The sequence below is a fragment of the Glaciimonas sp. CA11.2 genome, from assembly GCF_034314045.1.
In the GTDB taxonomy this organism is placed as follows: domain Bacteria; phylum Pseudomonadota; class Gammaproteobacteria; order Burkholderiales; family Burkholderiaceae_D; genus Glaciimonas.
The window spans coordinates 4100946-4119945 of the sequence record NZ_JAVIWL010000001.1; the positions used below are offsets into that span (position 1 = coordinate 4100946).

General features: G+C 48.6%; 21 protein-coding genes. 12 read left to right on the plus strand and 9 right to left on the minus strand.

The annotated features are described in order from the left end of the window. Positions 1-240: 240 nt before the first annotated feature. From RGU75_RS17800 to RGU75_RS17815, 4 genes are all read left to right on the plus strand, one after another. Positions 241-1140 carry a cache domain-containing protein gene (locus RGU75_RS17800; protein WP_322238245.1) on the plus strand — a complete coding sequence of 300 codons (900 nt, stop codon included), beginning with the start codon at positions 241-243 and terminating at the stop codon, positions 1138-1140. Between the two features lie 164 nt (positions 1141-1304). Then, positions 1305-2828 carry an IS21 family transposase gene (gene istA / locus RGU75_RS17805; protein ID WP_322240175.1) on the plus strand — a complete coding sequence of 508 codons (1524 nt, stop codon included), beginning with the start codon at positions 1305-1307 and terminating at the stop codon, positions 2826-2828. A gap of 11 nt (positions 2829-2839) precedes the next feature. Further along, positions 2840-3610, plus strand: a complete 771-nt coding sequence (gene istB / locus RGU75_RS17810) for an IS21-like element helper ATPase IstB (RefSeq protein ID WP_322232626.1) — start codon at positions 2840-2842, stop codon at positions 3608-3610. Between the two features lie 76 nt (positions 3611-3686). Next, a complete protein-coding gene (locus RGU75_RS17815) occupies positions 3687-4487 on the plus strand; it encodes a diguanylate cyclase (protein ID WP_322238247.1) in 801 nt (266 codons plus the stop codon). Positions 4488-4689: 202 nt separating this feature from the next. On the opposite strand, the gene RGU75_RS17820 is transcribed toward RGU75_RS17815, so the two are convergent. Both RGU75_RS17820 and RGU75_RS17825 read right to left on the minus strand, forming a co-directional pair. Further along, positions 4690-5175 carry a Spy/CpxP family protein refolding chaperone gene (locus RGU75_RS17820; RefSeq protein ID WP_322238250.1) on the minus strand — a complete coding sequence of 162 codons (486 nt, stop codon included), beginning with the start codon at positions 5173-5175 and terminating at the stop codon, positions 4690-4692. A gap of 229 nt (positions 5176-5404) precedes the next feature. Next, on the minus strand, positions 5405-5686 hold the full coding sequence (locus tag RGU75_RS17825; protein ID WP_322238251.1) for a hypothetical protein: 282 nt from the start codon (positions 5684-5686) through the stop codon (positions 5405-5407). 536 nt (positions 5687-6222) lie between these two features. Between RGU75_RS17825 and RGU75_RS17830 the strand changes: the two genes are divergently transcribed. Further along, the gene (locus RGU75_RS17830) at positions 6223-6363 is read left to right on the plus strand and encodes a hypothetical protein (RefSeq protein ID WP_322238253.1); all 141 of its coding nucleotides are present in this window, start codon (positions 6223-6225) and stop codon (positions 6361-6363) included. 108 nt (positions 6364-6471) lie between these two features. Here RGU75_RS17830 and RGU75_RS17835 read toward each other — a convergent pair whose 3' ends face one another. The 5 genes from RGU75_RS17835 to RGU75_RS17855 form a co-directional block, all read right to left on the minus strand. Then, a complete protein-coding gene (locus RGU75_RS17835; protein ID WP_322238254.1) occupies positions 6472-6768 on the minus strand; it encodes a hypothetical protein in 297 nt (98 codons plus the stop codon). A 234-nt stretch (positions 6769-7002) separates the two neighbouring features. Then, positions 7003-7311, minus strand: a complete 309-nt coding sequence (locus RGU75_RS17840) for a hypothetical protein (protein ID WP_322238255.1) — start codon at positions 7309-7311, stop codon at positions 7003-7005. Positions 7312-7340: 29 nt separating this feature from the next. Further along, positions 7341-9122, minus strand: coding sequence for a GspE/PulE family protein (locus RGU75_RS17845; RefSeq protein WP_322238257.1), 1782 nt, complete (start codon positions 9120-9122; stop codon positions 7341-7343). Between the two features lie 114 nt (positions 9123-9236). Continuing rightward, on the minus strand, positions 9237-10085 hold the full coding sequence (locus RGU75_RS17850) for a spermidine synthase (RefSeq protein ID WP_322238259.1): 849 nt from the start codon (positions 10083-10085) through the stop codon (positions 9237-9239). 71 nt (positions 10086-10156) lie between these two features. Next, entirely contained in the window at positions 10157-10657 is a 501-nt protein-coding gene (locus tag RGU75_RS17855) for a DNA-deoxyinosine glycosylase (protein WP_322238261.1), read from the minus strand. 168 nt (positions 10658-10825) lie between these two features. On the opposite strand from RGU75_RS17855, the gene RGU75_RS17860 reads away from it, so the two are divergent. The 4 genes from RGU75_RS17860 to RGU75_RS17875 all read left to right on the plus strand — a co-directional run bounded on the left by RGU75_RS17860 (position 10826) and on the right by RGU75_RS17875 (position 13443). After that, the gene (locus tag RGU75_RS17860) at positions 10826-11575 is read left to right on the plus strand and encodes an SDR family oxidoreductase (RefSeq protein WP_322238263.1); all 750 of its coding nucleotides are present in this window, start codon (positions 10826-10828) and stop codon (positions 11573-11575) included. 80 nt (positions 11576-11655) lie between these two features. Next, the gene (locus tag RGU75_RS17865; protein ID WP_322238264.1) at positions 11656-12096 is read left to right on the plus strand and encodes a DUF962 domain-containing protein; all 441 of its coding nucleotides are present in this window, start codon (positions 11656-11658) and stop codon (positions 12094-12096) included. A 173-nt stretch (positions 12097-12269) separates the two neighbouring features. Further along, positions 12270-12698 (plus strand): CidA/LrgA family protein, encoded by a 429-nt coding sequence (locus RGU75_RS17870; RefSeq protein ID WP_322238266.1) that lies wholly within the window; start codon positions 12270-12272, stop codon positions 12696-12698. Beyond that, positions 12691-13443, plus strand: a complete 753-nt coding sequence (locus RGU75_RS17875) for an LrgB family protein (protein WP_322238268.1) — start codon at positions 12691-12693, stop codon at positions 13441-13443. Before RGU75_RS17870 ends, RGU75_RS17875 begins: the two co-directional genes overlap by 8 nt. A gap of 174 nt (positions 13444-13617) precedes the next feature. Here the strand turns inward: RGU75_RS17875 and htpG are convergent, their stop codons facing one another. Then, positions 13618-15531 (minus strand): molecular chaperone HtpG, encoded by a 1914-nt coding sequence (gene htpG / locus RGU75_RS17880; protein WP_322238269.1) that lies wholly within the window; start codon positions 15529-15531, stop codon positions 13618-13620. Between the two features lie 172 nt (positions 15532-15703). Beyond that, entirely contained in the window at positions 15704-17170 is a 1467-nt protein-coding gene (locus tag RGU75_RS17885) for a PLP-dependent aminotransferase family protein (RefSeq protein WP_322238271.1), read from the minus strand. Positions 17171-17360: 190 nt separating this feature from the next. Here RGU75_RS17885 and RGU75_RS17890 point away from each other — a divergent pair, with 190 nt between their 5' ends. From RGU75_RS17890 to RGU75_RS17900, 3 genes are all read left to right on the plus strand, one after another. Continuing rightward, positions 17361-17669 (plus strand): DUF2917 domain-containing protein, encoded by a 309-nt coding sequence (locus RGU75_RS17890; RefSeq protein ID WP_322238273.1) that lies wholly within the window; start codon positions 17361-17363, stop codon positions 17667-17669. Positions 17670-17671: 2 nt separating this feature from the next. Further along, on the plus strand, positions 17672-18262 hold the full coding sequence (locus RGU75_RS17895; RefSeq protein ID WP_322240647.1) for a LysE family translocator: 591 nt from the start codon (positions 17672-17674) through the stop codon (positions 18260-18262). A 279-nt stretch (positions 18263-18541) separates the two neighbouring features. Beyond that, positions 18542-19000, plus strand: a complete 459-nt coding sequence (locus tag RGU75_RS17900; RefSeq protein WP_322238275.1) for a RidA family protein — start codon at positions 18542-18544, stop codon at positions 18998-19000.

The following is a 19000-nucleotide window of genomic DNA, read 5'->3' on the forward strand; positions in this document are numbered from 1 at the left end:
ACCTTAGCGCAACGTAAACCCGAACTCAGAGCAGCATTCATAGAGTGAAATAGACGACGTGAATGCGAGTGGTTATCAGTAAATAAAATTGCATTGCTCTATCTATTTCTATAATCAATAATAGTTACCCCTATAACAATAAAGACATTAAGTGAGACGAATTCAGAATATAGGATTGCTTTTATTTTTCCGAAAAGTGTACGGTGAATCTGAATTCATAGCTAAAATGCAAGAAAAATCATGATTAGTCTTGCCGATAAATCGAAATCTCAGGATGGTTTAAAACCCAAACTTATTTCTATAACGTCGTTGGCAGGTATTTTCGTTATTTTAGTGTGCCTTTCGCTTGTATTTGTTGATGGATGGCGAAGCTGGACCGCGCGTAAAGTTCAGCTGCACGAGATGGACATCGCTACGTCCAACATGGCGCGCGCAATAGCCCAGCATGCAGATGACACAATTAAAGAAGTGGATACCGCGCTGGTTGGGCTCGTTGAGCGGGTGCAAACAGATGGAATCAGCCCTATAGCGCTGAACCGACTTCATACTCTGCTGGCGTTGCGGGTGACTGAATTGCCGCAACTGAATGGTATCTACGTCTACGATGAAAACGGCCGTTGGTTGACCTATTCATTACCAGCAGTAGTGTCAAACGTCAATAATGCGGATCGCGACTATTTTATTTATCATCGGACGCACTCTAATTCTGGGCCTTATGTTGGAATTCCGCTCCGAAGCCGGTCTACCGGAGCCTGGATACTGACTTTATCGCGCAGAATTAATCATGCCGATGGTAGCTTTGCTGGCGTGGCACTAGCCACAATTAGCATCGATTATTTTAATAAATTTTACGAGAGTTTTGATATTGGCCGGCACGGTGCGATTACGCTCGCCTTAGATAGCGGCGTGATGTTAACCCGCAGCCCTCTTCTGAAGGACTCTATCGGTAAGAATATTTCCGGCTCGATATTGGTTCAGGACGTCACCAAAGGCAAGGCTGGAACAACCGTTATAAAATCGGGGCAAGACGGGATAAGGCGCATCAACAGCTTTCGGCGGCTCGATCAATATCTGGGTATTCTGGCCGATCGTGACCACCGATTCTGGTCTATCGTGACCGACCATTCTGGCGCATCGTGACCGCTCATTCCGGTCTATCGTGACCGATTTCAAGCCCGACCAGAATCGGCGGTCACGATAGCAGAATCATCGGTCACGATACCGGAATGGTGTCGTACAGCACCGTGATGATGTTACGCATAGAGCAACCGAACGGGTACGCTTCCAGTTTGTCTGGAGACAACGTGCCCGTACAAAGGATCACTATGCGTAAGATAAAAGACGTATTACGTTTAAAACTGGATGCCAAACTATCGCACCAGCAGATTGCCGCAGCACTGGGGATTTCAAAAGGAGTCGTCACCAAGTATGTCGGCCTGGCCGCCGTTGCCGGTTTGGACTGGTCGGCGGTGCAAGATGTAGACGACACCGAGTTGGCGCACCGGCTTTTGGTCACGCCAGAACGGACCCGAGACCATGTCCAGCCAGATTACGCCAGGCTGCATCACGAACTGCGGCGCAAGGGGATGACGCTGATGTTGCTATGGGAAGAGTATCGTGCCGATTATGCCCAGCACCAGACCTATGCCTACTCACAGTTCTGCGTGAATTACCGGCAGTTTGCCAAACAGCTCAAACGCTCTATGCGCCAGATTCACCGGGCTGGCGAGAAACTGTTCATTGATTATGCTGGTCCGACTATCGGTCTCACTGATGGTAGCCGTGCCCACATCTTCGTCGCTGCTCTGGGCGCATCGAGCTACACCTATGCCTGTGCTACGCCGCGTGAGACGATGGCCGACTGGCTCACTTCGACAGCGCGTGCGCTGCGCTTCTTCGGCGGGGTACCGCAGTTGATTGTTCCCGATAATCCGAAGGCTATGATCGCCGACGCCAATCGCTACGAACCACGCAGTAACGACACCGTACGCGATTTTGCGCGCCACTACGGCACCTCCATCTTGCCAGCCCGTCCGCGTCATCCTCAGGATAAAGCGAAGGCCGAATCAGCAGTGCAGATCGTCGAGCGCTGGATCATGGCGCGTCTGCGACATCAGCAATTTAGCAGCGTCCACGAGGTCGATGTCGCCATCGCACCGCTGCTGAGCGTACTTAACGATAAGCCGTTTCAGAAGCTACCCGGTAGTCGCGCCAGTGCGTTTGCCCAACTCGATGTCCCGGCGCTACGGCCTTTGCCATTGCAATGTTATGAGATGGCGCATTTCAAGACTGTCAGGGTGCATAACGATTACCACGTTGAGATCGGCCGCCATCACTACAGTGTGCCGCAAGCCCTGGTCGGTCAGGTGCTGGAAGCCCGGATGACAGCGACGACAGTGGAAATCCTGCATCGCGGTCAACGTGTCGCCAGTCATCCGCGCAACAGTGGCGAAGGCGGGTTCACCACCGACACCCTGCATATGCCGGTGGCGCATCGTGCGCAATTGGAATGGACGCCACAGCGACTGATTCACTGGGGACAGACCATCGGTACGGCGACAGCGGAGGCGGTGACGCGTCTGATGGCCGAGAACAGACATCCCGAGCACGGCTACCGTGCCTGTCTTGGTCTGCTGTCATTGGCCAAGCGCTACGGCAAGCCACGTCTTGAAGCAGGATGCATGCTGGCCTTACAGCTCGGTGCCTGCCAATACCGCCACGTCCGTGACATTCTCAAAAATAACCGTGATCGCACACCGTGTGCCCCAGTTGGCGATTGGGTCAGTCCTGACCATGCCCATGTGCGTGGCCCTGATTACTATCAATGAGGATGTCAACGATGATGATGCATACCACTCTGGCCCAATTGCGGACCTTAAAACTCGATGGCTTAGCGACCGGACTGGAGGAACAATTGACGCAGGCCAGTATGGCGGCGATGAGTTTCGAGGAACGTCTGGCACTCTTGGTTGATCGCGAAGTCCATTGCCGCAATGACCGCAAGCTCCTGCGCCTGCTTAAGAACGCCCACCTGAAATACGCACAAGCGGCGATTGAAGACATTGATGCCCGCTCGGGGCGTGGCATCGACCGCCGTGAAGTGATGAGTCTGGCGCTGGGAGATTGGGTCAGTGCTGGCCACAGCATTCTCATTACCGGACCGACCGGTGCTGGCAAATCGTGGCTGGCCTGCGCACTGGCACAGTACGCCTGTCGGCGCGGATACTCTGCTGTTTATCAACGCGTACCCCGTCTACAGGAAGAACTACGCATCCGGCACGGCAGCGGCAGCTTTGGGAAATGGCTGCTCCAACTCGCCAAGATCGATGTCTTGGTACTTGATGACTGGGGCATGGGCGCGATCGACAGCACGACCCGTTCCGACTTGCTGGAGATGATTGACGACCGGGCGGCAAACAGAGCGACGATTATTACCAGTCAACTTCCTGTTGACCATTGGCATGCCTGGATTGGCGACGCCACTATTGCCGACGCCATCCTGGACCGCATTCTGCAGCGCAATCATCGGCTGACACTGACCGGCGATTCACTGCGTGGCGCAGAACGACCTAAAACCAGCAAAAAGGAGAAAACTATCGACCCATCGTGACCGCAGACATTACAATTTAACCGCGTAACAACATCGCAGGCGCAGCGGTCACGATCGGCCAGAATGAGCGGTCACGTTGACCAGAATACGCAAATATCCTCTTTTTGTTTCTGCAGCATTGTCAGAACCTGAAGTTCTGGCGGACTGGTTGGCAGACACCTACCTCCATTCGGCAGGCGTAGCTTTTCTCTTGATCGTGCTAGGTTTAGTTGGGTTTCATTTAGTCGGTCAAATTAAACGAAGGGTCGATGCTGAAACCGAAATTGTGCGCGCACGCGATGCTTTGGAGGCACTTAATCAGACACTTGAAAAACTGTCTCTGCAAGACGGTCTGACCGGTCTTTCAAATCGTCGCCATTTCGATATCGCACTGGATAAGGAGTTTAATCGGGCAATGCGCAACGCAAGTTCACTTGCATTAATCATGATTGACGTAGATTGCTTCAAGCAATATAACGATATCTACGGTCATATAGCGGGAGACGAATGCTTGCGGCGCATTAGTCAGGTTGTTGAGTCCAGTCAACGCCGACCAAGTGATGTAGCCGCAAGATACGGCGGCGAAGAACTTAGCGTATTGCTCCCATGTACCGATATAAACGGTGCGATGGTCATCGCCGAAAATATCCGCATGGCGATACGCAACCTCGCAATTAAACATACGGGAAATCCTGCCGGCATAGTAACAATTAGCGCCGGTGTCGATGCTTTTGTTCCAGTCAGGGATGAAAATATGCCACTCGAATTAATACAAGCTGCCGATACAGCACTCTACGCGGCGAAAACCAGCGGGCGCGATCGAGTTTGCCACAATGTCAATTTTACCCACCGCGGACAACCCGTTTCGTCAGACACCTCGATGATTAAAGAACCTTAAACGTTAAGGTAAGGTGCATGAGAGTCGACGTCATTCGCGGCTTTACAACTTGTGTGTTAGTTCGTTTTACTTCGGATGAGAAGCTGCATTCTTCGGCTAGCCACATAACTCAGCATGCATTCAAAGTAGATTGTTGATTCTTCAGACTTTTGTATTGCATCGTGAATAAACTGCATGCGTATGGTAGACATAGGCAAGGATGCTATCGCATTTGTTCTTTCATTCGATTGGTCCAGGTCGTCTTTGCAAAAAGATCGAAAATAGTCTTTTGCTCAGTACTTAACCCATCATAAAAAGTCCTGGTGATTGAAGCGGTCTTGCTCAAAAAATCGGCATTCGAACGCATCATGATGACCATCTTTTCCATTTTTTCTGGCGTGGACAAATTTTCATAATCAGGGCCAAGCGCGCTTTTCATTTTTTCTTTGGATTGTGCGCGCAATGTTGCTTGCGCGGCTAAACCACTTGAAAATGTATCCCATGCGGTTTGCTGAGATGATTTAAGATTGAGTTTTTGTTTCAGTTCAGTAAGGCGCTTTTGTGTTGCAGGCACTGCATCTTGTTGGCTACGGGCACTCCCTTTTGTACCATTGACGGCTGGTTGCGTGCCTTGCTCGACAGCATAGGAAGCCGTTCCCGCGATTAGCAAACCAGAGAGCAGACATGCGGTGATGATTGATTTGTTCATTATTTCTCTCGTTAAAATACTCTGTTATTGCAAGGTCTTTGAGGCCTATTCTCAGACGGTAATTATGCGCTCATGGATCAGACTAAGGTTAGAGCGCTCCTTAATTATTTCAAAAAATTATTTCAAAAAATTATTTCCGAAATCTCACCAATTATTGCGAGGCGTTTATCCGTATTAGAAATAAAAAAAAGACAGGATAAACCTGTCTTTTTACGACCGACTATCTATTTTATTTAGGAGCGGTTTTAGTTGCATCTACCTTGGCCACTGGTGGCGTTACTTTTGCTTCGGATTTGGCTTTGGTTGCCTTGACCTTCGCTACTTTATGATGGGCTTTTGCCTTCACCGTTTTTGTTCCCGAATCAGCAGCGACTTTTGTTTCCGCCTTCGTAGTCTTGGCAGTGTTAGTGATCGGCGTAGCTGGGGCGACTGGTGCTGATGGCGCGGCGGCTTGTGCAAAGACGGAAGTAGCAAACAAGCCAGCGATCAGAGCAGCTAATAATTTATTCATTTGAGTACCTTTTACGTGGTCTTGATTAACTCAGGTCATCCTGAGGGCTTGCGGTATAAACGACCTTGATCGGTCGATGGTTGACCACGATTACAACCGGTTACAAACTGGACTAAAGGTAGACTGTATGTGTGCAATCCATTCATGCCTATGCGCATTTTGACTGGTGATCCAGATTTGATGAAAAACACTTTTGTGGAGTCTCCTTCCTGCACTTCTGCATGTCAGGGTATTGATCTTTTGTATATCCAATACGCCGCGAACTCTACTGATTGACATTGTTACGTGCTCACCGTCAGACATTATTGGTGGGGTCCTAATTGCTGATTTAAATCCTGATCCAGGTAATCTCAGCCAGCTTCTAAGTTGCGTATTCTGCCGCTTATTTGGTTAATGCTCTGCTATATGGAAAAGTATAAAAAGATTTAAGAAACGATTTTTATCGTGCGTGCATATCGCCACGCTTCTCGTTATCCCACTTGCATTTGTGGTCTGTCGTGCGGCTATTTCATGGTTAATTTATTTATGTCAATCCTGTGATGAATACGATCATTGCCCAATTAAGTGAACATGGCGCATCCCAAGATGAGGTCTTGACGGTCAACGCATTTCTGACGGCGGCAGGTGAGTTGGTAGAAAGAGATGTTGCAGATAGCGCTAAATCAGATATGAATTAGGCCTGTTGATAGTTGATATAAAGTAGGCTATAAGAGTAACTTTTAAAAAAAGCGCTATCCGCGGATAGCGCTCAATTTGAGCAAATAGAACTACCCTATTTGGGCATGTTATGCATCGGCGTCAAGGTTAAGGCTAAAGATAGCGTCATAACCATTTTTTTCCCGATCGCTTTCTTGCAGGTCATCTATCAAACCCATGTCATCAAGTTCTTCGTACGCGTTGTTGTATTGGTTATCGGTAGTTGCACCGATTACGCGATAGATTTCCTGATCGGCGTTACGGACGCCGATGAGTTTATATTCTTGTCTGACGATATTGAGGTCCACTACGGACACCAATAAGTTAGTCATGATCGTTTTGTCGAACTCGGGGATGCTGTAGTCTCCGACCAGTGCTGTTTTCAATCGATTCCTCTTGTGTATTTGGTGTTTGCTTACAGTTCACTTCTTGAAACCCTTGAAATGATTGCCAGGCAACGTATTTTCAAGCGTATCGCGTCAAATAAAGACGAGAGGTGTTAATTTTACCTTCACCCGCGTTTGTCGGGGGAATTTGTCTAATTTGTTAGGCAGCCCGGTAGATTTTTGCTTGATTAGTGTATTGAATCAGCGACTACCGGCCCCACGACTCCTAGACCTCTAACATTTGGCAAAAAACATTTTAGTTTGGATATCTTTACGTTGCTGGCGTATCCATTCCTGACTTTGGATGGGACGTTTACTTTCATATTTGGTACCACGTTCCATGAGACGTTGTTGTTCTATCTGATCAAGTTCCCGCGTTCGCTCGTCTAACTGATGACATTCAGCGCTGGCTGGCGCTTTTGATACTTCTATTGCGGCGTGAGTGGTGTTGGTTTGTGCTTGTGCGAAAGTCCCCAAAAGTGGCAGTGCTATTGATAGCGTGACGGTGAAGAACTCTTTTTTTATTCGCATGGCTCGCAACATGATGATATTCCTTTAGAGTTTTGCAGGTGTTAAGTAAGTGCTGAAGTCACTTTTAAAACTTCCTCGACCGTGGTGACGCCCTCTATAATCTTAAGGGCACCGGCAACGCGTAAAGGCTTCATGCCATCGGAAATACTTTGTTGCTTTAGTGCCTGAATGTCAGTTTCAGCCTGAATCATTTTTGAAAACGATGGTGTAACTGTTAGAAGTTCATACAAACCTGTTCGTCCACGATAGCCGGTTTGACGGCACTCGGGGCATCCAACTGGTTGATAGACGTTTGCGGGTTTTGGAATCGCATTATTTTTCACCAAATTTTGCCACACTTCATCCGTGACTTCACCGCCGTCGCTTTTGCAATGTGGGCATAAAGTGCGCACAAGTCTCTGGGCCATGATGCCAATGATCGTACTTTCCAGTAGATAAAAAGGTACGCCAAGTTCCAGTAATCGCATAACCGCAGATGGCGCGTCGTTAGTATGGAGCGTAGAAAGCACCAGATGGCCTGTTAGTGCAGCCTGAATGGCCATTTCTGCGGTGGCTAAGTCGCGTATTTCACCGACCATGATGATGTCTGGATCTTGTCGCATCAGCGCTCGGACACCATCCGCAAATGTCAGATCGATGCCTTGGTTGATCTGCATCTGATTGAATGCAGGTTCGACCATTTCGATCGGGTCTTCGACCGTGCAGACATTTACTTCTGACGTCGCTAGCGCTTTTAGGGTGGTGTATAAGGTCGTCGTTTTACCTGACCCAGTTGGCCCGGTGACGAGAATAATGCCGTGTGGACGCTTGGTCAGTGCATCCCAACGTAAGGCGTCATCTTTTGGGAAGCCCAATTCGGGTAGCGTTTTTACGACTACCTCTGGATCAAAAATCCGCATCACCAGCTTTTCACCGAAAGCGGTTGGCAGCGTTGAAAGACGTAATTCGACTTCCTGACCACCGGCGGTGCGAGTTTTTATCCGTCCATCTTGTGGGCGCCGTTTCTCAATGACATCCATCCGACCAAGTAATTTGATTCGCGCTGTCATCGCGATCATTACGACAGCTGGAACTTGATATACCTGATGTAGCACGCCGTCGATGCGAAACCGTATAGCACTGAAGTCGCGCTTGGGCTCCATGTGAATATCTGACGCGCGCTGTTCAAATGCGTATTGCCATAACCAGTCGACGATATTGATGATATGACGGTCATTGGCGTCTACCTGCTTATTGGCTTTGCCTAGCTCCACCAATTGTTCAAAGTTATTTCTTAATGCTAATTCCTGTCCACCCGATTTATGCGCACTTTTAATCGATTTTGCGAGGGTAAAAAATTGTGTGATGTATTGCGTTATATCGATTGGATTAGCAATGACCAGCTTAATATTCCGCCGCGAAATTTTAGCAATTTCCGGTTCCCAATCGATACGAAATGGTTCTGCAGTTGCGATCACGAGTTCTGTCGCCGTTAACTCGACCGGCAAAATATTGAACCGGGTAGCGTAAGTCGCCGACATCACATCCGCCACTTTGGCAAAGTCAATTTTGAGTGGATCAATACGGTAAAAGGGCAGGGCGACTTTTTGCGCCAACCATTCCGTCAACCACTCCAATGTCATTGCCCGCTGAGGGATTTGCGCGGTCAGGCGCTTGCATTGGGCCACTGCGGACAATGGATGAATAGCAATACTGGCGTTGCGGAAAATACCCTGCGCCTGGGTAAAAAAGTCTTTAACTTCTTCTTTTATAACCGTGCCATCCGCCAGCAACCAAGTGAAAATTTGCTGTAGATCGAGTATTTTTGGCGGAGCTTTATTCATCACTTTATTATGGCTAGTTTCGCAAAGTTAATGTTGTGAGTCGATTAGTGGACCAAGCGCGCGATGATTTGAATCTTGCACAACGCTTAGTCAATAATCCCTAGGGTTTAGTTCTCAATGGTCGGTATGCCATACCTTTATGCCGTTCACCCACGTTTTTGCTGGCAACTTGGTCTCAGCTGTTATCTCTGCAGCGCGTTCATAAAGTGTTGTGAAATCCGGCTTCCATGCGGTTTTAAACGCGATGGCTATCACATTGCCGTCATGGACTTCAGGTAAACACCAGACATCATCGAAGGCGAACATCATCGCTTTCAGATTCTTGGCGTAACTTGGGTGGTCGCCAAATAGATTAACCGTCATTACGCCATTGTCCGTGAGGCAGGCGGCGCAGGCGCTATAGAACTCGGGGGTGTCGAGCACCGGGCCTTTTGCAGTGGCGTCGTATAAATCGACTTGTAGCGCATCGATGGTGTCCCGATTCGCCTCGTTCATGACAAAATCCATTGCATCCATTTCGATGACGGTCAAGCGGTCATCATCCGGCGGCAACTTGAACATGGTTGTGCATATTGTGAGCACGGAAGGATTCAGTTCAATCGCGGTGACGCGTGCGGCTGGAAATTGACGATAGCTGAATTTGGTCAGGGCGGCTGTACCCAGGCCAAGTTGCACAATATGCTGCGGCTGATCATTAAATAGCATCCACGCCATCATTTGTTGTGCGTATTCCAACTCCAGCCAGTCTGGTTTCCTTAGCCGCATTGCGCCTTGCACCCATTCGGTACCGAAATGTAAAAAACGGACGCCGTCTTGTTCTGACAATGTGACGGGAGCGAATTTAGGTTTGCGCGGGGCTTTAGGCTCTGCCTTCGCATCCTTTGTATCAGTTTTTTGGAGGCGTTTACTTGGGCCGGCTTTAAGATTGGCTTCGGCTTCGATGGATTTGCGTTTGATCAGCATTGTCTGGATATGAGGTGGCGTAAGTGGATCTACTAAAGGGAATAAGCGGCTAGCACAAAATGATCTGATGATTACGCAATGATACCGCGCCACAGCGCCAGTTTTTGCTCAAATGTAGATTGTGCGTTAGCGGGTGATGAGGATGGTAGCACCAGAGTTTCGAATCCAGCTGACGAGAATTGGGTCGCGAATTTGCCAGATGTTTTGCCATTAAAGCAAATTCGCGCTAATTGCGGGCAGCGCCGATGCAGTAAATCAAATTGGTTAGCGAGTGGATTACGAATAGCGCTATCCAGACTGCCATTACGCTCACAACCAGCAAGCACGTCCCATAAACCGATGCCGTGTGCGCGTAGACGGATTAATCGCTCGAGATAAGGCAAGTCAACCAAATTATCGTCGAGCACTGCCGAAAGCAAGGGCCAGAACTGGTTGCGTGGATGACCGTAATATTGTTGGAGTGCCAATGATGCGACACCTGGAAAGCTGCCCAGTATCAAGATTTGTGTGCCTTCATCTATAACGGGGGTAAAGCCGCTCAAGTTCGCAATTGATGTTGGTGGTGCTGGCATAAGGTGGCGCCGGTAATTATTTTCTCGAAGGATCAGTATATTATCGTTTCTGTAGGTCTTTCATCATGATTTTTACGAGACTAATATATTTTTCTTGAGAAACTTTTTTTATACGTCAACTTATTGGTTTTTTTTAGGCTCACCGTTAATATCTGAAGGAGTGTTTGCATGCATCAACCCGTTATTCTAATTACCGGTGCCAGTCGTGGCATTGGCGCGGCTACTGCACTGCTGGCGGCTGAGCGGGGTTGTGCGGTCTGCGTCAATTATGTGCGTAATCGGGATGCTGCCGAGGCCGTGGTCAATGCTATCGTCGTTGGTGGCGGAAAGGCTATCGCCGTGGCTGCTGATGTGGCCGTGGAGAGTGACGTTGTAAAGCTTTTTGAGACCGTCGATACAAAACTCGGAACATTAACTGCATTGGTCAACAACGCAGGCATTCTCGAAACACAAATGCGTCTGGAGCAAATGGATGCGGCACGTTTGCAGCGGATATTCGCGACGAATGTGGTCGGTAGCTTTATTTGTGCACGCGAGGCGGTGAAACGCATGTCTACCTCTTTGGGTGGCAACGGTGGCGCGATTGTGAATCTGTCATCGGTAGCATCGCGCCTTGGCGGCGCAGGAGAATATATTGATTACGCCTCATCCAAAGGCGCAATAGATACCATGACGATAGGATTAGCAAAAGAACTTGCTGATCAGGGTATTCGGGTGAATGCGGTCCGGCCTGGAGTGATTTATACAGATATTCACGCCAGCGGTGGCGAAGCGGGGCGCGTAGACAGGGTGAAAGATGCCATTCCGATGCGTCGTGGTGGTCGTGCCGATGAGGTGGCGCAAGCAATTATGTGGTTGTTGTCGGATCAGGCGTCGTACTCTACGGGATCGTTTTTAGATGTAGCCGGTGGCCGGTAAGTGCTTTATGCGTATTTGGTAGTTGCCCTTAATCGGGGCTCTGTATCCCCAAGATTTTAAAACTAAACAAGGTGCAGACGATGCAAGCAACCCCGAGAAAAATTGATGCCCTGTTAAGGGCCTATGCGGAAAGTCACCGCAACCATACTAACGAAATCATCCATTGTATTTGCGTCCCGGCGATTGTATTTGCGTTGCTGGGTTTACTCTGGGCACTACATCCATTTGTGGCGACAATAGCCGCAATAGCCGCGCTGATTTACTACGGATCATTGTCACTATCATTTGCTGCCGGAATGGTTTTGATGGTGGCATTGATGCTGTTAATTTTGGATAGTATTCCTGGTAATTGGGTGTTACCGTTGTCGGTTGCCGTTTTTGTTGCGGCGTGGATCGGTCAATTTATCGGTCATCACATCGAAGGTAAAAAGCCTTCATTCTTTGATGACTTGCGTTTTTTATTAATAGGCCCTTTATTCGTGCTGAGTTTTTTGTACAACCGGTGGCATTTACGTTATTGATCCATTGACTCAAAGTAAGGGCTTCAGCGTGTGAAGCATGTAAATTTGAGAGGTGAAATCCGGTATTGTAAGACGGTAAGGCGGTAAGGCGGTAAGACGGTTCGATGGTGAAATGGTGAGTGAGGTAACGGCTTCTTTTAGATGTTTAAATAAAACAAGGGAGGAATCATTCGATGCTTGCGACGTTTGCTACCCTACTAATTTTTCAATGTTTGGGCGAGGGCATTACGTTTGCTTTAAGTTTGCCTATTCCCGGACCTGTTGTTGGCATGTTGCTGCTATTCGTGGCTCTAGTGATTTCTCCGGGCTTACTTGAGCGCATTGAGAAAACCGGCACTGAACTGCTCGGCCATTTATCGCTATTGTTCGTCCCTGCGGGTGTAGGAATTGTCGTCTCAGCAGCCACCGTCCGAGGCCATTGGCTCGCCGTGATTGTATCGGTCATCGTCAGCACCATACTTACTCTCGCTGTGACAGCTACCGCGATACGATTGACAATGCCCGCTCAGCGTAAAGCGCGGAGGGAGCCAGATGCCGAATTGCAGGGTGAATCAGGCGCTTTAGACAAGCATAAAGTACCCAAAGAGAGCGATCATGCATAGCATTCCTGAGTTTGGATCAATATGGGTCTATCTTGCGGGTTCACCTCTGCTTGGCTTGACGCTGACGTTGTGTGCGTATGTCATCGCATTTTGGGTGTACGGTCGCTTCAAATTTTCACCACTTGCTAATCCGGTCGCCATTGCGATTGCGCTGATCGTTTTGGTTTTACAGACTACGGGTATGTCTTACCGTGACTATTTTTCAGGCGCTCAGTTCGTTCACTTCCTACTCGGACCCGCGACGGTGGCATTGGCGATTCCCCTTGCGCGCCAGTTACCGCGATTACGTAGATCATTTATACCGCTCGTTTGCGGGTTATTTTCTGGATCGATAACAGCGATCATTTCTGCCGTCGCCATTACTGTTGTGATGGGTGGCTCCTATCAACTCGCTATCTCCATCGGCCCTAAATCGGCCACGACACCGATCGCCATGGGCGTGTCAGAGAAACTAGGCGGACTTCCTGCATTAACGGCGGTATTGGTTATTTGTACTGGCATTTTTGGTGCAGTTATAGCGCGATTTTTGTTTAACTGGATGCGTGTTGATTCACATGAAGTGCGCGGATTTGCGTTGGGTGTCACCTCGCACGGGATCGGCACGGCGCGTGCATTTCAGGTCAGTCCCGAAATGGGGGCGTTTGCCGGTTTGGGAATGGGGATGAATGGCGTACTGACGGCATTTTTGGCCCCTTGGTTGATTCCGATTGTAGTAAATAATTTGTCTTCGTTAATCTCACATTAGTCTTAATTTGTTCTAAACAGGGCGCTGATAGGCAAATTTATTGATTCACTGAGAGATCGCTCTGGTTATTGTTTTTCTATTTAGCGTTTTGTCATTTTTTAAGTAAAAAAATGGGAGAGCCAGGCTCCCCCATTTGTTTCCATACTTATTTCGCCGTATTCGCTATGTTGACGCTTATTTTGAGGCCAAGCCGAGCAACATATCATTAAGACGTTTGACGAAAGACGCAGGATCGGTCAGCGCGCCGCCTTCGGCCAGCATTGCCTGATCGAAGAGAATATTTGCCCAATCGTCAAATTTCGCTTCTTCGTATTTCAAACGTTGCACCAGCGGATGATCTGGATTAATTTCCAGAATAGGCTTCGAGTCAGGCGCTTCCTGACCAGCGGCCTTCAGCATACGCATCAGATTGCCGGACAATTCATTGGTATCGGCTACCAGACACGCTGGTGAATCGGTCAGGCGGAAAGTGACGCGTACATCCTTGGCTTTGTTGGCCAATGACGTCTTCATCTTCTCGACCAGATCCTTAAACTGCGTTTCGGTTTCTTCGTGTTGCTTTTTCTCGGCTTCGTCTTCCAGCGTGCCAAGATCAAGTCCGCCTTTTGCCACAGAAGCCAGTTCCTTGCCTTCAAAATCTTGTAAGAACGAAAGCATCCATTCGTCGACGCGGTCAGTCAGCAGCAAGACTTCGACGCCTTTTTTGCGGAAAATCTCTAAATGTGGGCTATTTTTAGCCGCTGTATAGGTTTCGCCGGTCGCGTAGTAAATTTTGCTCTGGCCTTCTTTCATACGGCCGATGTAATCAGCAAACGATACGGTTTGCGCATCGCTATCGTTATCGGTCGAGGCAAATCGCAACAGTTTAGCGATACGTTCCTTGTTGGTAGCGTCCTCGCCCAGTCCTTCTTTCAGGACTTGACCGAACTCGGTCCAGAATGTTGCGTATTTGTCTTTTTGCGATTGCTCATCATTGTTTGCCAATTCTTCCAGCATGCTTAGTACACGCTTGGTCGAACCTTCTCGGATCACGCGAACATCACGCGATTCTTGCAATATTTCACGCGAAACGTTAAGAGGCAAATCTGCTGAATCGATCACGCCTTTGACGAAACGCAGGTAAATCGGCATCAGTTGCTCGGCATCGTCCATGATGAAGACGCGTTTGACATACAGCTTGAGACCGCCACGCTTATTGCGATCCCACAAATCGAATGGCGCACGTGCCGGGACATACAGCAACTGCGTATATTCGCTGCGACCTTCAACGCGATTGTGGGTGTAAATCAGAGGTGCTTCGAAAGCGTGCGAGACGTGTTTATAGAACTCGACATATTGCTCTTCGGTGATGTCCGATTTGCTGCGTGCCCACAATGCGCTGGCCTGATTGACGGTTTCAAAAGTGTCTTGAACGACCGTTTCTTTCTTTTCTTCGTCCCACTCTTCTTTCTGCATCAAAATCGGCAGCGAGATATGGTCGGAGTATTTTTGAATGATCGATTTCAATTTCCAGGCCGACAAGAACTCGTCTTCCTCGGCGCGCAAATGCAAAATAATGTCTGTGCCACGACCCGCTTTGTCGATAGCTTCGATGCTGAACTCGCCAGCACCTTCCGACTCCCAGCGCACGCCTTCCGTGGTGTTGGTGCCAGCGCGGCGGGTTTCAACGGTAATTTTATCGGCAATGATAAAGGCAGAGTAGAAGCCAACGCCGAACTGTCCGATTAAGGCAGCGTCTTTTTGCTGGTCGCCAGATAGTTTGGAGAAAAATTCTTTGGTACCTGATTTGGCAATCGTACCCAAATGGGAAATAGCGTCTTCGCGCGTCATGCCAATGCCATTGTCTGACACGGTGATGGTGCGGGCGACTTTATCGAAAGTAACCTTGATTTTCAGCTCGGGATCATTTTCAAACAATGCGCCATCGTTAATCGCTTCAAAACGTAACTTATCGGCAGCATCGGAGGCATTTGAGACCAATTCGCGCAAGAAGATTTCTTTGTTCGAGTACAAAGAATGAATCATCAGTTGCAGCAACTGTTTGACTTCTGCCTGAAAGCCCAGGGTTTGCTTTTCGGATACGGCCATTATCTGTTACCTCTAAAGATTAATATAAACGAAAGAAATGTCTTAGCTCGCTGCATAGCGGTATGAACGGGTATTAACCGGCATTAACCGCGTACAAAAAGCTGATTTTCTCAAAAATGGGGTGTAAATCGGCTATTTCAAGGGTTTAACGGGGTTGTTATCAAAACACTCGTTATCGACAACATTCTTTTTCAAGAAACCGCCAAATCCCCGGGTCCGACATTGCTGCAACGTTGATCCGCATGCGGGTCGATGGCAATTGATTGGGTGAAAATAAGGCGCCCGGAGCCAACATAAAGCCCTGTGCTGCCGCTTTTTCCGCCAGAACGTTCGTATCGTAACCGGTGTCAACCCACATGAACATCCCGGCGGGAGTCATGGTATCAACGGTCATTCCTAACCTTTCCAACTGCCGCGTGGTGCTGTCGCGAGCAATATCGAGCTTGGTTCGCAGACGGTCGGCGTGTTTGCGATAATGTCCTTCGGATAATATTTTATAAACAACGCGTTCCCCTATCTCAGCCGTGGTGAGCGTTGTTAGCATCTTGCGATCAGTTAAATGCTGCGCTATCTCATGCGAAGTGGCAATGAAACCTACGCGTAGATTAGCTGACAATGTTTTGGAGAATCCACCCAGATAAATCACCCGATTAAGCTGATCGAGAGTCGCCAGTCTGGTCGCCGGCTGAACTGCAGAACCAGGATGGATGTCGCAATAAATATCGTCTTCGACTATCGTAAAGTTATGTTCTTCGGCAATTTTTAATGTCTGAAATGCCTTGGCCGCTGACATCGAGGTCGATGTTGGGTTGTGCAGCACTGAAACCAGTACATATAATTTGGGTTTATGTATTGCAGCCAACTCAGCCAGTTTGACGATGTCCGGACCATCTGCCAAACGAGGAATACCAATGACTTTGGTGCCCAAGGCGGCAAACGAACCAAACATTAGAAACCACGACGGATCGTCAACAAAAATCACGTCTCCAGGCTTGGTAAAGTGGCGCGCCACCAGATCGAGCGCCAGCGTGACACCGGTAGTCGTGACGATTTGCTCGGGCGTGACCGCAATTTCAAGCTCTGCCAGTTTAAGTTGCAGCTGTTGCCGCAATGGGAAAAAACCTTGTGGATCACCATAACCTAACAATTGGCTAACGCTTTGGCGACTAATCGCACGCAAGGCATTGGCAATGAGTTCACCATCAAGCCATTCGGCTGGACACATACCCATTCCTGGCTTTTTTTGTGTCGGCATCTGCCGAAACATGTTTCTTACGAGCCAGACTATGTCAATTGAGGGCGTTTGTTCTTGGTTTGATTGGGGTATCTGATGGGCGTTAATCAACGGTGAACGTTCCCGGACATAAAAGCCGGAACCGCGCCGCGACTCGAGAAATCCCTTTGCTACCAGTCTGTCGTAAGCCTCCACAACTGTGAAGCGAGACACACTATTTAGATCCGCATACTGCCGGATAGAAGGCATGCGCGCACCGGTACGAAGCAGTTTGTCACTTATCCGTGTTTCGATCACACGGACGATTTGCTCGACAAGCGACGTGTCCGCATCGCGCGAAAGAAGTTGCTGGGTGCTAACCAAGCGCGGAGGGGTAAGTTTGCGGTTGCTAAGTGTATTGGTCATATTGCCGGTGCAATGTTAGGAATTATTTTATAAAGTGTACTGGTACTGTATCGCTCCTGTCGGTTAGGATACACCTATCGGATTGGCATTGACAATCTCGAATGCAGAAAAGAGGCAAAACAGAAGGTAACTGCCTTCCCTCGTCAAAGCCCATACTATTTTCAGGTTGAATGTGATGAAAAAATTGTTCATGAAAGATTCCCATACGATGGATGTCGGTGATGTATTGGCCGGTATCGCGCTTCGCCCATGTTCTATTCGGGTGGTCGCCGGGCGTGTGTGGATTACCCGCGAGGGTGATATTGATGACTATTGGCTAAGCGCAGGGCAACGTCTGGCGGTTCATCCTGATCAATTGATTGTTCTAGAAGCAGACTCCGGACTCTGTCAGGTGGAGATCGCTTGCGTCAATCATCGTGGTGTACTGACTGCCTTACTGCGCCGGTTTGGGCACGCCTTACGCCAGCCTTTCCGTCCAGCGGTTGGCGGTGCCACATGATCATGGAATCATTGTTTCCGCTGGCTGTATTCGCGTTTGTGTCATCGATTACGCCGGGTCCGAATAACATTATGCTGACATCATCGGGCATCATGTTTGGCTTTTCACGTTCGATTCCCCACTTGCTGGGAGTAACTGTCGGTTTTTGTGTATTGCTACTGATATGTGGAATGGGAATTGGAAGCCTGCTACTAGCACTTCCATCAATGCATTTGATACTGAAAACATTAGGTTCTGGCTATTTACTGTATCTGGCGTGGAAACTGCGCAAAATGTCTTTTAAAGCCGACAAGGACAGTAACGCCCGGCCAATGTCTTTCGTCAGTGCTGCCTTGTTTCAGTTTGCCAATCCAAAAGCCTGGATTATGGGGATCACCAGTGCTTCGGCCTTTTTGCCTTTGGTTGAACCGTTCTGGCTGGCGCTATGCCTGTATTGTCTTGTATTTGCCGCCATTAATCTGCCCTGCGTTAGTGTATGGGCTGGCGCTGGCTCGGTCTTGCGACGCTATCTGGCGGAAGTATTGTGGCAACGTGTTTTTTGTACAGTCATGGTGCTGTTGACAATCTACTCGGCAATTTCAATTTGGCTTTAACGCTAATCCGTACAATGATCGCTGGATCGCTTTTGGCAGCCATCAACGCATAAATTGTTTGGTATTTAGTTATGATAGGACCCTGGCGGCTGGACGGCAGATGGCCGTTCGGCGGCAACCTGTTAAGTTTTGATAATGTTTATTGAGCAGTTTCAGTATAAGTGATGCTAAAGATCTACTTTTTACGCAAAGCGCAGGTAGATTTGAGATAATCATGTATTCGTCGTCCAAAGAACGGGCGCAGTCGATTTTTTTACCCATCCAGAATTGGAGTGTTAGATGTCTGTATATGAAAAGCTGAAAGCCCTTAATATCACACTGCCTGCGATCGCCGCACCAGCCGCGGCCTATGTTATGTACGCTCAAAGTGGAAAGAATGTTTTCTTATCGGGCCATCTGGCGAAAAAAGAGGGAAAAGTATGGGTCGGTCAGCTAGGTAAGAATACTAGCACTGAAGAAGGCAAAGAAGCGGCACGCGGTATTGCGATCGAATTAATCTCGACACTTGAAACAGCCTGCGGCGGTGACCTGACGCGAGTAAAACGTATCGTCAAATTGATGAGCCTGGTTAATTCCACCAGTGATTTTACCGAACAGCATTTGGTTACAAACGGTGCCTCAGAATTGTTGGTCGAAGTATTTGGCGAGCAAGGCAAGCACGCACGTTCCGCATTTGGAGTGGCTCAGATACCATTGGGCGCTTGCGTTGAAATCGAACTCATTGCAGAAATTGATTAA